At 54.9% G+C, this 14,034-nt stretch carries 10 protein-coding genes; 7 read left to right on the top strand and 3 right to left on the bottom strand.

Annotation, left to right across the window (positions count from 1 at the left end):
* Positions 1–165: 165 nt before the first annotated feature.
* Both IDH45_RS28235 and IDH45_RS28230 read left to right on the top strand, forming a co-directional pair.
* Complete coding sequence (locus tag IDH45_RS28235; protein ID WP_190931501.1) at positions 166–1,185, top strand: stalk domain-containing protein; 1,020 nt, start codon at positions 166–168, stop codon at positions 1,183–1,185.
* A gap of 99 nt (positions 1,186–1,284) precedes the next feature.
* On the top strand, positions 1,285–1,752 hold the full coding sequence (locus IDH45_RS28230) for a RidA family protein (protein WP_190931500.1): 468 nt from the start codon (positions 1,285–1,287) through the stop codon (positions 1,750–1,752).
* A gap of 170 nt (positions 1,753–1,922) precedes the next feature.
* On the opposite strand, the gene IDH45_RS28225 is transcribed toward IDH45_RS28230, so the two are convergent.
* Complete coding sequence (locus IDH45_RS28225) at positions 1,923–3,338, bottom strand: extracellular solute-binding protein (protein ID WP_190931499.1); 1,416 nt, start codon at positions 3,336–3,338, stop codon at positions 1,923–1,925.
* Positions 3,339–3,614: 276 nt separating this feature from the next.
* On the opposite strand from IDH45_RS28225, the gene IDH45_RS28220 reads away from it, so the two are divergent.
* The 3 genes from IDH45_RS28220 (at position 3,615) to IDH45_RS28210 (ending at position 7,136) form a co-directional block, all read left to right on the top strand.
* Positions 3,615–4,922, top strand: a complete 1,308-nt coding sequence (locus IDH45_RS28220) for an ABC transporter substrate-binding protein (RefSeq protein ID WP_190931498.1) — start codon at positions 3,615–3,617, stop codon at positions 4,920–4,922.
* 46 nt (positions 4,923–4,968) lie between these two features.
* The gene (locus IDH45_RS28215; protein WP_190931497.1) at positions 4,969–6,702 is read left to right on the top strand and encodes a right-handed parallel beta-helix repeat-containing protein; all 1,734 of its coding nucleotides are present in this window, start codon (positions 4,969–4,971) and stop codon (positions 6,700–6,702) included.
* Positions 6,703–6,932: 230 nt separating this feature from the next.
* Entirely contained in the window at positions 6,933–7,136 is a 204-nt protein-coding gene (locus IDH45_RS28210) for a CsbD family protein (protein WP_190931496.1), read from the top strand.
* Between the two features lie 79 nt (positions 7,137–7,215).
* Here the strand turns inward: IDH45_RS28210 and IDH45_RS28205 are convergent, their stop codons facing one another.
* Complete coding sequence (locus IDH45_RS28205; RefSeq protein ID WP_190931495.1) at positions 7,216–8,256, bottom strand: DUF418 domain-containing protein; 1,041 nt, start codon at positions 8,254–8,256, stop codon at positions 7,216–7,218.
* A gap of 319 nt (positions 8,257–8,575) precedes the next feature.
* Positions 8,576–11,293: an aconitate hydratase AcnA gene (gene acnA, locus IDH45_RS28200; RefSeq protein ID WP_190931494.1), complete on the bottom strand. Its 2,718-nt coding sequence runs from the start codon at positions 11,291–11,293 to the stop codon at positions 8,576–8,578.
* A 315-nt stretch (positions 11,294–11,608) separates the two neighbouring features.
* On the opposite strand from acnA, the gene IDH45_RS28195 reads away from it, so the two are divergent.
* On the top strand, positions 11,609–12,631 hold the full coding sequence (locus IDH45_RS28195; RefSeq protein ID WP_190931493.1) for an amidase domain-containing protein: 1,023 nt from the start codon (positions 11,609–11,611) through the stop codon (positions 12,629–12,631).
* A 55-nt stretch (positions 12,632–12,686) separates the two neighbouring features.
* Positions 12,687–13,841, top strand: a complete 1,155-nt coding sequence (locus tag IDH45_RS28190) for a D-alanine--D-alanine ligase (RefSeq protein WP_190931492.1) — start codon at positions 12,687–12,689, stop codon at positions 13,839–13,841.
* The last annotated feature ends 193 nt before the right edge of the window (positions 13,842–14,034 follow it).

The following is a 14,034-nucleotide window of genomic DNA, read 5'->3' as shown; positions in this document are numbered from 1 at the left end:
TATTTTTTCTTTATTTATTGAAATGTTTTCGAAAAATTTCGGCATGACTATGATTACCAGTTACTGACTTGAACTGCATAAGTCATGTTTCTTACTTCCATTAGGTATATATTGGAAAATGGACTCAGCCGTCTGGAGGCCGGGACAGATTAGGAGAGGATACGGATGAAGAAAGTGTTGTTCGGACTTGTGCTGGGAATGATGCTGGGGGCGGGCAGCTCCGTCTGGGCGGCGGGAGAGTCGGTGCTGCAGGCGGTGAAGGCTGCCGTGTCGCTGCATATGAACGGGATTGCGGCCGCTCTGCCTGCCGGGTACGAGATTTTGAATTACGACGGTCATGTCTATGTTCCGCTTCGCTATATGGCCGAGCAGATAGGAGCCGCCGTCAGCTACGACGAACGGAGCCGGACCGTATCCGTTTTGTCAAACCAAGCCGGGCCTCTGCTGCACGATCCGGATTACCCGGGGATTTACGTTGGCGGATTACAGGTGAGTCAAACAAACGGAAGTTCGGTGGTGACCGGTCTGGTGCTGCTGGATGATGCGAGGTCCACCCTAGCGCGGGAGAAGATGCCTTATGCGTTCCGGGGAGATCTGGTCTTCTACGACGGGCAGAACGAAGTGATCGGACGAGCCGGTATTAGCCGGCGTTTCCAGGAGGATGCGGAAGGCGGACCTTATCGGGTGCAGCGTTTCGAAACTCCGGTGGAAGGCGGAGCCAATCTTTCAGCATATGCCGATGTGGTGCTGGTTGGCGGCTTTTTCATGCATCAGGGGTCCGATTCTGATGCGGGGGCGTTGGGGCCCCCGATACCGGACGTCATCGCAGACGGGGTTAAGCTACCTGTAGCTGTCGGTACGTATTGCTGGTTTGGGTGCGCCGAGAGAAGCCTGCTTGGAGTAACCCAAGAGTTGCCGGTACAGGCGGTTGCCCCCGGATCGGCTATCCGGACTTCTTTTACAGGCAACAACCGGCCGACCCATCTGCTCCTGTACCGGCTGCATGCGGACGGGACGATGGCGGAGATCCAACTGATGAACGGCAGCTTCGCCGCTCCGGAGCGGGAAGGGGTTTATTTCTACGCGGTCAGGGCAGTGTGGGACGGGAAGGATACGTTCGGGGGAGACGCTTCTTACGGTTTCGTCGTGAAGGTTGAAGCGAACCCCGTTATTGACACGCAGTAAAAGCAAACGGTAGAGTTAGGAAGATGAGACAGCCTGCGGGAGATAGTCGCAGCAGAAAGCCATATCCTATCAATCATAGATCATGGAGGCGGATGGAACATGGATCGTCAAAAGTATGAAGAGATTAAACAATCGCTAGGATTTAAGCCTGCGCCTGCAAGCAGCGGGCCTCGCGTCATTTTGCCGGTACGGGTGGAGGGGAATCTCGCCTATGTGTCCGGTCACGTGCCGTTCTCCGGAGGAGAACTGTTGTACAAAGGGCGGATCGGCGTCGACGTGTCGATCGAAGAGGCGAAGAAGTCGGCGGCGTTGTCCGTCATTAACTGTCTCGAATCGATTGACCGCGAGATCGGCTTGGATAAAGTCGACAAAATTCTCAAAGTCAACGGCTTCTTGTCCTGCGCCGATCATGTTACGGAGCATCCGGTCATCATGAACGCAGGCAGCGAGGTGCTGACCGGCGTGTTCGGATCGTCCGGCGAGCATGCCCGGGCCGCTCTGGGCATTCATACGCTTCCTCTCGGATCTTCGACCGAGGTGGATATGATCGTGTCTTTGAAGGCTTGAGGTGACAGTAGGAAAAGAGGTCAGGGGCAGCCATCAGGCTGCCTCTTTGCCGTATGAATCTTAGAGTGAGGCGGGCGGACTCGTATTGCCGCTGAGCATACCCGCGTCACTCTGCGTGTCCGTCAAGGGTTCGTTCCTGTCCGCAGTCGGACGGCCGGATTCTGATTCGTTTAGCCGGTACTATCTTTCCGCAGCAGAGATGTGATCTCTTCGCTCAATGTATGTTCGTCGATCAGACCTGACCAGAACATTTTGAGCATATGACGCAGGGGTTCGAAATCCCGGGCCGGCCAATGGAGTTCCGAATGCAGCCGGTACGAAGGAATGATTTCGCGGAACAACGAATAGTGTCTCGGCCGGTTCAGCCGGGGTTCCTCCGGGACCGGAGCTTCTGCGGCCTGCTTCATGGCGGGAATGCTGACTGTGTGTCGGCGGATCAGACTCTGCGCCCTTCCGGAGGTCATATAATCTACGAACTGCCGGGCCGCTTCTTTATGCTTGGAGCGCTTGTTCACGATCATACCGATCGAGAGCAGCAGCGTAATCGGGATATGGATATAAGGTACCGGCGATAGGTCGTAGTCGAGGTCGGAATGCTTCAGGTCGTTTAAACTGCTGTACGTAGCCAGCATCATCGATATTTTTCCTTCCAGAAACAGGCGGCTCGCATCCGTGCTGCTCTCGGACAAGTAGCCCGGGAAGATGTCTCTGTCACGGATCAGCTCCCCGCACAGCCGGATGCCTTCCATCAGCCGGGTTCCTCGTATGTCCCCCGGAAGACCGCCATCCCGCAGAAAAGATTCGCCGCTTTGGAGCAGGAAGAGCGGCCATCGGTTCTCCGATACTTGATAAAAGTAAAAGCCGTGCTTCTGACCGGGCACGGTCAGCCGGGCCGCTGCCTGAACGAGGTCGTTCCATTTCCATCCGGAGTCCGGCTCCGGCAGCTTCGCCTCGCGGAAATGAGTCCGGTTGTAGCAGAGCACGACCGGCGAAAATGTTACCGGCTGTACATACAAGGTGCCGTCAGCAGTAAAAGCCTCGTTCAGGAACGGATAGATTCCCGCATTTGCCTGCTGCTCCTCCAGCAGCCTGGTATAGCCGCTTTCCGCGAGCTCGTTGAAATTCATGTTGTTGAGCGTGAAAATGTCAATCGAGCCGCTCTCCATCTGCTCCCTGATCGATTCGATATAGGTGCGGCTGGTGAATAGGCCGCTTGTCGTCCCGGTAACCGGTTTGACGGCAACTGCAGGATGAAGGGCGTGGAAATCATCGAGCAGCCGCATAAACTCCAAATCCCGCGTTATTGAAGGCATGCAGCCTACGGTTACAGTGATCCGTTCCCGCTCCGCCGACTGGATCACACGGCTGCCGACTTTATCGATTTTGACAATAAAGCCTTCCTCGACCAGCACCTTCAGTCCTTTGCGCACCGAATTGTTGCTGAGCTGAAATTGCTCGGCGAGCGTGCTCTCGGCAGGCAAATAGTCGCCAACGGAGTAGGTGCCCTCTATAATACCGCTGCGCAGTTGCTGAACCATCGTTTGAAGGCGGGCTCGGAACGTTTTACGGCTAGCTTTCTCGGACATAATCTCACCTTTCGATCTAATTGATAATTATAATTATATATGAATTACATGTCGATTAAAAGATAGCGGAAAATATATTTTTTCATGCGTGTTTTTTAGTTTATGAAGTTAAATAGGAGCAAATACAGGTGTGGATTCGACTTTTTTTAATATACAAATGCATTGACAGCGCTTTCTGAATATTATTATAATCATGATGTGAATTAATTATAAATTCTTAACTATTAATTCACATCAATATGAATTTAGATGTGAATTAGTTGGAGGGTGCGAAGGATGAAACGGTTATTTACGGCTGTATGTTTGTTGGGAACGGTTGCATTAACCGCTTGCGGAGGAGGGAAGGAGGACGGCCAGCCGGAGAAGCAGGCGAAGCAGGTGAAGGAAGCGCCGGAACCGTTCACGATGACGATTTATGCGGCGGGAGTCAAGCCGGAAGAGTTTGACTCCCGATTCCGCAAGGCGCTGGAGAGCAAGTTCCCGCATGTTACGTTCAAGTTCAGAACGAGCGGCAAAGGCTCCTCGATTCAGGAGCTCGTCGCCCAAGGCGACATTCCCGACCTGATCCGAACCGATATTCCTTCATTGAAAACGTCCTATATCGACCTCGGTCTGGCTTACGACTTGCGGGAGCAGTTGAATGTCCACAACTATTCGACAAGCCGGTTCAATCCGGTGTTCGTGCAGGAAATCGTCGATGTAGTCAAGACCGGAGAGCTGTACGGATTGCCCGTTCCGCCTTATTTTCCCCAAGTGCTGTATTACAACAAAGATTTGTTCGACAAGTTCGGCCAGCCTTACCTGAAAGACGGAATGAGATGGGACGAGGTTTACGAATTAGCCAAAAAGCTGACGCGGGTAGACGGGGATCGGATCTATCGGGGGTTTAGCGCGGGGACGATCGCACTGCTGAGAGACAACCCGTATTCGCAGCCGATTCTCGACCCGAAGACGGACCGCTTAGCCAATCCGGACGTGTGGAAAACGTTGTTTGAAAATCTGAAGCGGTTTTACGATATTCCGAACAATACGATCGCCAAGACGGCGGTCGAGGAGGGGGCGGTATTCGGTCAAGGCCGGGTCGCGATGCAGGTGAATCAGTACAGCATCTACGTCAATTTGCCGCCTGAGCTCAATTGGGACATCGTATCCGCTCCTGCGATGGACGGAGCCCCGAAGCTGATGCCGCAGCGCGGCCCGGCCTACTGGTCGATTACGAAGCAGAGCAAGTATAAGAGCGAAGCGTTCCAGGCGATCATGACGATGCTGTCGGAGGAAGTCCAGATGCAGGACTCGCGCGGCGGTATCCCGACTACTCTGGCGAGCAAAGAGATCGCAGCCAACCTTGGGAAAGACCATCCGGTGTACAGCAAGAAAAATACGGGGGCGGTCAACTACTATGCGCCGATTCCCCCGACGGCCAAGCGCGAGGCCGGGCTGGCCGACGTCCCTCTGGGCACCCAGCAAAATTTGGTCGCAAACACATTTCAGAAAGTCGCAACAGGCGAGATGGACATCAACACAGCCCTTAACGATATAAGCGAGAAGCTGCGGAAAGAAGTCGAGAAAGAAAAAAGCAAATAGGTGCATCCGGGTTCAGTCCCTAATATAAATTACGGGAGGCGGTACAATGCGGTTGAAATGGTTTAATTGGCTAGCTCTTGCGGCAGTATTCTTTATGGTATCCCCGGCGATGCCGGCACGTGCGGACTCGTCCGAATTGCGGGGAGGCAAGGAATTCGGCGCGATTGGCGAGTATGTCCGGCAAGTTGTGCAGCAGGCTGTGTACGGGATCGACCCGAATCCGATGCGGATTTATTCGGTTCAGGATTACGGCGCCATAGGCGACGGAGTTACCGACGATACGGCTGCGATCCAAGCGGCGATCGATGCGGCGGGCGAGGCGGGCGGCGGTGTCGTCTTCCTGCCCCCGGGAACCTATAGCGTCTCTCGGACTTCGCCGGCCCGGAATTATAATTACAGCCTTTTGATCAAGGAAAGCAATGTGACGATCGAAGGATCGGGCATGGGCGTATCGATTCTTAAGATGGCGGACGGCCAAAACGGTACGATCCTGCGTACTGTAATCAATAATTCCAGCATCGACGGAGCGCTGGCCAAGGCGCTCAGCCATATCCGGATCGCCAATCTGACCATCGACGGCAACTGGAACAATGTGACGTGGGCCGGACCGACGGGCTTGGAGAGCAGCGGAATCTACGACCAGAACGGCCTGACGTTATCGACTACCTCGAACTCGAAGGTTGAGAACGTCCATGTAAAGCATATCGGCCAGGACGGAATCTCCGGCGGCTCGAACAGGAATCTGACGATCGTGAATAGCATCGTCGAGCATACCGGGAAAAACAATATCGCAATGTTCCAGTCCACGGGAGTGAAAATCGTCAACAATACGCTGAGAAACGCCAACGATTCCCCGGACGGAGGCGTCAGCAAGCCGTACTACAACACGTCGACAGCCAAATATTCCAGCATAGCTTTCGCCTATTCGCCGGTAGTCACCTATACGGGCACGACGAAAAATTTCAGTCTCGCCGTCGGCAACAAGATCGAAACGTCCACGGGGCGCGGAATTAGTGCGGACTATCAGGCAAATAACCTGCTTATAGAAGGCAATATTATCGAAAGTACATCCGGACGCAATCTGATCGGCTTGCAAATGCCGAACAATGTATCGCCGCTTCCGTCCAGCTATTTGATCGCCAACAACATCTTAAGCAGCAATGCACCGTCGCCGGGAGGTACGCGTACGATCAGCGCCGTGAACATGAAAGATCTGCTCGTTACCGGCAACGTGATCCAGGGAGGCGGTCTCGGCATCGTGCTGGACCATGTGGCGAATTCGACGATCGAGGGCAACATCATCGGCGGAATCGGCAATACAAGCGCCGCATTTGCGGGAATCAACGTCCGGGCGAGCGAAGGCATTACGATCAACTCGAACGATCTGCAAAACTCAACCGTCAAATTTACGGTTAATCCTTCGGCCAATATCCGAATGCTGCACAATCAGCTTGGCGCTCCGCCAACGGGACTGACCATGCTGACGGACTTCTCGTCCTTTAATAATCAGGGCTACGATCCGTATTCGGCTCCGCTGACGGCCTCCTTCACCTGGAACACCGTTACGGTCCCGGCCGGAGGTTACGCGGAATATGATGTGACGGTGCAGGGGGCGCTGCCCGGACAGTTTGCGCTGGCCGGAAGCAATACGAGTACGGGCAGTCTCGGGGTCAGTGCGATGGTTGTCGGTCCGGACCTCGTCCGGGTCGTGCTGACCAACCTGACGGGCTCCGCTATAAGCTTGCCTGCCGGCAACTGGCGGGTGCAGGTAATGCGGTAGATGAGACGCCGTTGTACGGTGAAGGTGCCATCGGCAGCGGCAACGGGGGACGGACGGCGAGGTTAATATACCATATAATGGAAGTTTAACCAAGCGGTTTCCTTTGCACTGGATTGGACTGTCTACCTGGCATGGGTTGGATATAGGCAGGGGGCTAAAGTTTGAATGTCAAACAATAGGGGTAATACATCCTTGTACACCCATCCAACCCATGAATAGGAGTGGTAACCATGAACCAAGACGTTATCAAAGGCAACTGGAAGCAGCTGAAGGGCGAAGCTCAGAAGCAGTGGGGCAAATTGACCAACGACGACCTCGACGTCATCAATGGCGAGAAGGAGAAGTTCGTGGGCAAGCTGCAGGAGCGTTACGGCTACGCCAAGGACAAGGCGCAGGAAGAATACGATTACTGGTGTTCGAGACAAAAAGCGTAATCCCGGGCTCGGTGGAAACGAGATGACGGGGATCTATTTATAGAAGGAAGATAGAGCCGGGCGGACTGCTGCCCGGTTCTTATCTATTTGGCGGAGGGGAGGGCAGTCTGCCGTACGTCAGAAGCCGCCAGCACCATTCCAGCGGTCCCATCCAAAACCAGGAAAGCCACAGCATGCTGAACGCCATCTGCACCGTGTACATGCCGATACATACTAAAGTGGTTTGCACGACGCCCAGATTGCCGCTCCACCCGAACAAGCTCCCGGCCATAAGCAGCAGTACCGTTTGCCCCAAATAGTTGGTTAAAGCCATCCGCCCGTACGCCTGCAGCGGCTTCAACCAGCGGCGGACCCGCTCGCTCTGAAGAGCGCGGATCAGCGTCGTGACGTAAAATGCCGCCATAACCAGCCCCGTCATCGTCAGAATAAACGTATAGTCGGCGAGCTGGCTCATGAGGGAAACGCGAGCTCCTTCGTCAACGATCGCCATTCCCGGCTGATTCGGCATCCATAAGACCTGAAGGACGAGTCCGATTGCGGAGAGCGCGCCGGTAACGTACTGAATGCTCCGGATTCCAGGCCAATGCTGCCGGATCTGGACAAACACGCCGTATTGCCCGACCGCCAAGCCCAGCAGGAACAGCGGCAGGACGAGCAGCAGCTTGCCTCCGTAATAAGCAGCAGGAACGAGCAGGACAAGCGCAAGCGTCATGTTAACCGCCGGCCTCAGCTTCTGAAAAGGCAGCAGCACAAATCCGAACACCGCATAAGGCAGCAACGCCTCGCCCGGATGAAACGGCTGGTGCACGATGCCCATGACGAGCAGCACCAGCAGGCGGCGTATGAACAGTACGTTGCCTCTTACCCCTTTGTCCTGAGCTCTGGTCAAAAAAATATAAAACCCGATGCCGAACAAAAATGAAAAGATTGCGTAAAACCGGCCTTCCACGGTGAGATTCAGAAATGTAAACCAGTAGCGGTCGGCGCTGCCGGGAGCGCCGGAGCCGACCTTCAGCAGCGCCAGAACATTAACAAGCGCGATGCCGATCAGGGCAAAGCCGCGCAAATAATCGAGAGTATCGATCCGCTCCCCGTTGTATGCGCCTATCGTTGTACGCATGCGGCACACTCCTTTTTTAACACATGAATATCTAACGCGGTTAATTATAGCGAATCGCAAGGCGGGTCGCCATCGATCCGGTGACAAGCAGGGTTGCGAAATTGTAATGTTGTAGCACGGAAGGGTCATTCGGGAGGAGGAGTGAGGCAGAGGGACATGGTCATGGAGCCAGCAACGGTTCCGGAAGATATTACGCCGGGTAAGGAGCCTTGGCTTATGCAGTCAAGTTAGAAAAGCCTTAAACGAAGTCGTTTACACGAAGCCTTAACATTAAAAAGCCCAGGGGCTAAGCCCCCGGGCCTCTTCCATCATATATAGCTTACTTCGCTTCTTTAATCAGCTGGCGAAGTACCGTTTGCAGGATACCGCCGTTGCGATAGTAGTCGACGTCAACCATGCTGTCCAGACGGACGATGGCGTCGAACTCGAACGTGGTGCCGTCTTCGCGGGTTGCTTGAACGCGGACAGGTTGGCCTGGCTGTACGCCGTTGTCGAGGCCAATGATGTCGAACGTTTCGCGGCCGGTGATGCCGAGCGTTTTCCAGCCCATGCCTTCCGGGAATTGAAGAGGCAGAACGCCCATGCCGACCAGGTTGGAACGGTGAATCCGCTCGAAGCTTTCCGCGATAACCGCCTTGACGCCCAGCAGGAACGTACCTTTAGCCGCCCAGTCGCGGGAGCTTCCGGTTCCGTACTCTTTGCCGGCGATGACGACCAGGTTCGTGTTCTCGCCTTGGTACAGCATCGACGCGTCATAGATGGACATTACTTCATCGCTTGGCAAGTAAGTCGTTACACCGCCCTCGGTGCCTGGAGCCACTTGATTGCGGATCCGGATGTTGGCGAACGTACCACGCATCATTACTTCATGGTTGCCGCGACGGGAGCCGTACGAGTTGAAGTCCGCCTTCTGTACGCCATGCTCGAGCAAATATTTGCCCGCAGGGCTGTCGGTCTTGATGTTGCCGGCCGGGGAGATATGGTCGGTCGTAACCGAATCGCCCATAAGCGCAAGCGTCTTGGCGCTGCGGATCTCGCCGATGTCGCCCACTTGCTCGCCCAGGTCCATAAAGAACGGAGGCTCCTGAATGTACGTCGAGCTTGTATCCCACTCGTACAATTCGCCTTGCGGCACTGGGATTTGGTTCCAACGCTCGTTTTGCGTGAAGACGTTGCGGTACTTGTCGCGGAACATCTCCGGCGTAAGAGCGGTACCGATAGCCGCTTTGATCTCATCGTTAGTCGGCCAGATATCTTTCAGATAAACCGGCTTGTCTTCGCTGTCGTAGCCGATCGGATCGTTTGCCAGGTCGATATTGACCGTACCGGCAAGCGCGTAAGCGACGACGAGCGGAGGAGAAGCCAGGTAGTTTGCTTTGACTTGAGCATGAACGCGTCCTTCGAAGTTCCGGTTACCGGACAATACGGCGGCTACCGTCAAGTCGTTGTCGGCGATCGCTTGGCTCACTTCGTCCGGCAGCGGACCGCTGTTCCCGATACAAGTCGCGCAGCCGTAACCTGCCACGTGGAAGCCGAGCGCTTCGAGCGGCTCGATCAGGCCTGCTTTTTGCAAATATTCGGTAACGACGAGGGAACCCGGAGTCAAGCTGCTTTTTACGTAAGCCGGCTTTTTGAGCCCGCGCTCCACCGCTTTTTTGGCGACGAGACCGGCGCCCAGCATAACGCTTGGGTTCGACGTGTTCGTACAGCTCGTGATCGCCGCGATAACGACAGCGCCTGTTCCGAGCTTCGTCGTTTCGCCGTTCGGGTGTTTCACTTCGGCGGATTGCTCGATTTTCTCCTCGCTCAGTCCGTAACCGCCTTTTTCGATCGGCGTACGGATGATCGAGTTGAACGCTTCTTTCATTTGCGTCAATTCGACGCGGTCTTGAGGACGCTTCGGACCGGCCAAGCTCGGTACGATCGTGGACAGATCGAGTTCGATCGTGTCGGAGAATACCGGATCCGGCGTGTCGTCCGTACGGAACATGCCTTGCTCTTTATAGTAGGCTTCGACGAGGGCGATTTGATCCTCTTCGCGGCCGGTGCTGCGCATGTAGTTAAGCGTCTCGCTGTCGACCGGGAAGAAGCCGACGGTTGCGCCGTATTCCGGAGCCATGTTCGCCACAGTAGCGCGGTCTGCAAGGCTGATATTGCTGAGGCCGGAGCCGTAGAACTCGACGAATTTGCCGACAACGCCTTTTTTACGGAGAATTTGCGTAACCGTCAGGGCCAGGTCAGTCGCCGTAGCGCCTTCCGCCAAGCTTCCGGTCAGCTTGAAGCCGATAACCTCAGGAGTTACGAAGTAGAGCGGTTGTCCGAGCATGCCGGCTTCCGCTTCGATACCGCCAACGCCCCAGCCCACTACGCCGAGACCGTTGATCATCGTCGTATGGGAGTCCGTACCGACGAGGGAGTCCGGATATACTTCGGTTTCGCCGTCAACCGTCTTCGTTGCCGCTACGGATGCCAGATACTCCAGGTTGACCTGATGAACGATACCGGTAGCCGGAGGAACGGCGCGGAAGTTATCGAACGCCGTTTGCGCCCAACGGAGGAAACGGTAACGCTCCTCGTTGCGCTCGAATTCGACTTTCATGTTATATTCCAAAGCGTCCTTGCTGCCGAATGCGTCAACCATGACCGAGTGGTCGATAACGAGATCAACCGGAACGAGCGGGTTAATGCGCTTAGGATCTCCGCCGGAACGTTTCATCGTTGCGCGCATAGCTGCGAGGTCAACGACAACCGGTACGCCGGTGAAGTCTTGAAGCACGATCCGTGCAGGAATGAACGGAATTTCTTTATTATCGTCGCGGCCTTCGGCCCAGCTGGCGATTTGCTTGACGTGCTCGTTCGTAATCGCACGGCCGTCGAACTGGCGGACAGCTGCTTCAAGAAGAACTTTAATGGAGAAAGGCAGACGGTCGATGCCGCTGAAGCCTTTGCCCTCCAGCGCTTTCAGGCTGTAGTAGTTATACGGCTTGCCGCCGACGGCAAGCTGCGTCCGGACGCTGAAATGGTCCTTTCTGGACATGGATGATAGCCTCCTTTGTACTTGTAAGTAGCCGGATATTCGGCTTATCAGTTTCACCTTATGAAACCTGATTTCAAAATTGCTATACCTTTAGTATACCGTCTCTTGCGGCAAGCGTAAAGCTCTTTTTTGTCCTGTTTCGAACTGAGAATCGTTGTCATTATGGGCTTTTAAACCCTTTTGACGGTTGTCCGTCCCCGGCGTCCGGCACATGTTTTGCCCGATGTGAACATACATATGAAAATAGCGCTTTGCCCAAGGAAACGAGGGACGATGATCGCCTGCATGTAGTTCCGACTATTAGGAGGAATCGCCATGTTCGCTAATTGGAAATCCGCCATCTACGAATATGCGCACCGCCGCAATCGGCTTGAGGTCGACGGCGATGCGGGACAGCTTGTACCGATCGTCAGCGACGACAGATTCGTCCGCCGGCTGGAGCAGCGAATTCACCGCGTGCAGGCGAGCCGGGACGCCAGGGGGGTCGTCGCGCTGCGCAGCGAAGCGGGCATGAGGATGCGCGCGATCGACGATACCGAACGCCAGGCGGTCGTGGATCTGGAGCTGCGTCTTTGCACGGAATACGGGCAGGCCGGTCAGTCGCACCGCGAAGAACGGATGAACCGGGAGCGGATTCAGGTTGTGAAGCAAGGCAAGCAATGGATCATTACGAACGTGCAGCCGGACGAATCGGAGCGGCGCAGACCGCCGCAGTCGGAGCTTCCTTTTGCCGAAGCCGAACCGGAGAGAGAGAAGCAGGCCGGACTTCGCTCCGTTCCTTATTTGAATTACGGCGTATTGTCTTCGTTCGCCGCCCAGCCGTCCGTCCGGAACATCCCTTATGACCGCGCCAAGGCGCAGCGTTATGCCGAAACATGGTGGAATAAAGCCAATCCCGCCTACACGAGTTTCGAGGTGGATTGCACCAACTATGTCTCGCAATGCCTCGTTGCAGGGGGAGCCCCCATGAACTATACTGGAAAAAGGGAATCGGGATGGTGGTATCAAGGCATGGACGGCGGCCGCGAGCTGTGGAGTTACAGCTGGGCGGTAGCCCATAGTCTGAAATCGTTTTTGGCTTCCAGCAAGTCCGGATTGCGTTCGGAAATCGTTCACTCGCCGAGGCAGCTTACGATCGGCGACGTGATCTGCTACGACTGGGACGGCGACGGCCGGTTTCAACATAATACGATCGTAACCGGCTTCGATGCGGCAGGGATGCCGCTCGTTAACGCGCATACGATCGACAGCCGCATGCGTTACTGGGACTACCGGGATTCCTATGCATGGACACCAAATACCCGTTACAGCTTTTTTCATATTGCGGACTATTTTTAATACCGTTAGCATGCAACAAAACACGACTTCATTATTCAACAAGACGGAGGTAGCCATGAATAGAAAAATTCGGGTCGGATTGGTATATGGCGGCAGATCGGGCGAACACGACGTGTCCCTGCAAACCGCGATGGCCGTTATCCGCGCTTTCGATCATACGCAATACGAAGTTCATCCTTTCTATATTACGAAGCACGGAGAGTGGAGGTCGGGGCCTGCCTTGACCGGGCCTGTGGACCAATTGCAGCGGCTGCGGTTTGAGACGGACGGTGAAGTGCGGATCGCGGCGGCGGATTCGGCTACTTCCTCCGGAAGCTCGACAGCGCTGCAGCCTTTCTTCAGCAATTTGCAGCCGGTAGCCGGCGCATCCGGGATGGCCTCCGAACGTAAGCTGGATGTAGTGCTTCCGCTGCTTCACGGTACGTTCGGCGAGGACGGGACGGTTCAGGGATTTCTGGAAATGGCTGGCATTCCGTATGTAGGGGCTGGCGTACTGGCCTCGGCAGTGGGAATGGACAAAGTCATGATGAAGAAGCTGTTCGCCCAGGAAGGTCTGCCGCAGTGCGTATTCCGTCATTTCACGAGGACGCAGTGGGATAAGGATCAGCCGTTTTTCCTGATGGAAATCGAAGTATCCGTAGGGTATCCGTGCTTCGTCAAGCCCGCCAATCTCGGCTCCAGCGTAGGTGTCTCCAAGGCGCGCAACCGCGAAGAGCTGATTGCGGCGGTAACCGAAGCTTTCGAATACGACCGCAAAGTCATTGTCGAGGAGTTCGTGGAAGCCAGAGAGATTGAGGTCGGGGTACTGGGCAACGAGCAGCCGGAAGCTTCCGTTCCCGGAGAAATCGTATCGTCCAATGAATTTTACGACTACCGGGCCAAATATATTGACGGCAAGTCGGCCATGATTATACCTGCGGAGCTTTCCGAGGAGGTCGCAAAGGATATTCGCGAGATGGCCGTGCGCGCGTTCCAGGCGATCGATGGCAGCGGGCTGGCGCGTGTCGACTTTTTCCTGCGCAAATCGGACGGGACTGTTTTTATTAATGAGATTAATACGATGCCTGGCTTTACTCCGTTCAGCATGTATCCGTTATTATGGAAGGAAACCGGCAAGCCTTATGGCGAGTTGCTGAACGAACTGATCCGATTGGCGCTGGAGCGGCATGCTTCCAGACAAAGCATCCGTTATTCATTCGATCTGGACTAATAGTGCGAATTCAAAAAGTCCAGTTTTCAGCACCGAGAAGATGGGATGAAGCTAGGAAATGAGGAGCGTAGTGGCAGCTTTTGTGAGCACCGGAAGTTCCGGCTAAATTCCATATTCGATGTCAAGTAGGCTTCCTGATGTGCTTCGTGATCAAAAGTGGACTTTTTGAACAACCTCTAATAGAGAAAGGAAG

It is taken from the genome of Paenibacillus oceani, from assembly GCF_014705615.1.
GTDB lineage: Bacteria > Bacillota > Bacilli > Paenibacillales > NBRC-103111 > Paenibacillus_AB > Paenibacillus_AB oceani.
This window is presented reverse-complemented; position numbering and strand designations above follow the sequence as displayed.

Bases quoted from the DNA above. Each gene is read 5' to 3' on its own strand.
- IDH45_RS28235 (WP_190931501.1), top strand. From the start codon at position 166: ATGAAGAAAGTGTTGTTCGGACTTGTGCTGGGAATGATGCTGGGGGCG.
- IDH45_RS28230 (WP_190931500.1), top strand. From the start codon at position 1,285: ATGGATCGTCAAAAGTATGAAGAGATTAAACAATCGCTAGGATTTAAG.
- IDH45_RS28225 (WP_190931499.1), bottom strand. From the start codon at position 3,338: ATGTCCGAGAAAGCTAGCCGTAAAACGTTCCGAGCCCGCCTTCAAACG.
- IDH45_RS28220 (WP_190931498.1), top strand. From the start codon at position 3,615: ATGAAACGGTTATTTACGGCTGTATGTTTGTTGGGAACGGTTGCATTA.
- IDH45_RS28215 (WP_190931497.1), top strand. From the start codon at position 4,969: ATGCGGTTGAAATGGTTTAATTGGCTAGCTCTTGCGGCAGTATTCTTT.
- IDH45_RS28210 (WP_190931496.1), top strand. From the start codon at position 6,933: ATGAACCAAGACGTTATCAAAGGCAACTGGAAGCAGCTGAAGGGCGAA.
- IDH45_RS28205 (WP_190931495.1), bottom strand. From the start codon at position 8,256: ATGCGTACAACGATAGGCGCATACAACGGGGAGCGGATCGATACTCTC.
- acnA (WP_190931494.1), bottom strand. From the start codon at position 11,293: ATGTCCAGAAAGGACCATTTCAGCGTCCGGACGCAGCTTGCCGTCGGC.
- IDH45_RS28195 (WP_190931493.1), top strand. From the start codon at position 11,609: ATGTTCGCTAATTGGAAATCCGCCATCTACGAATATGCGCACCGCCGC.
- IDH45_RS28190 (WP_190931492.1), top strand. From the start codon at position 12,687: ATGAATAGAAAAATTCGGGTCGGATTGGTATATGGCGGCAGATCGGGC.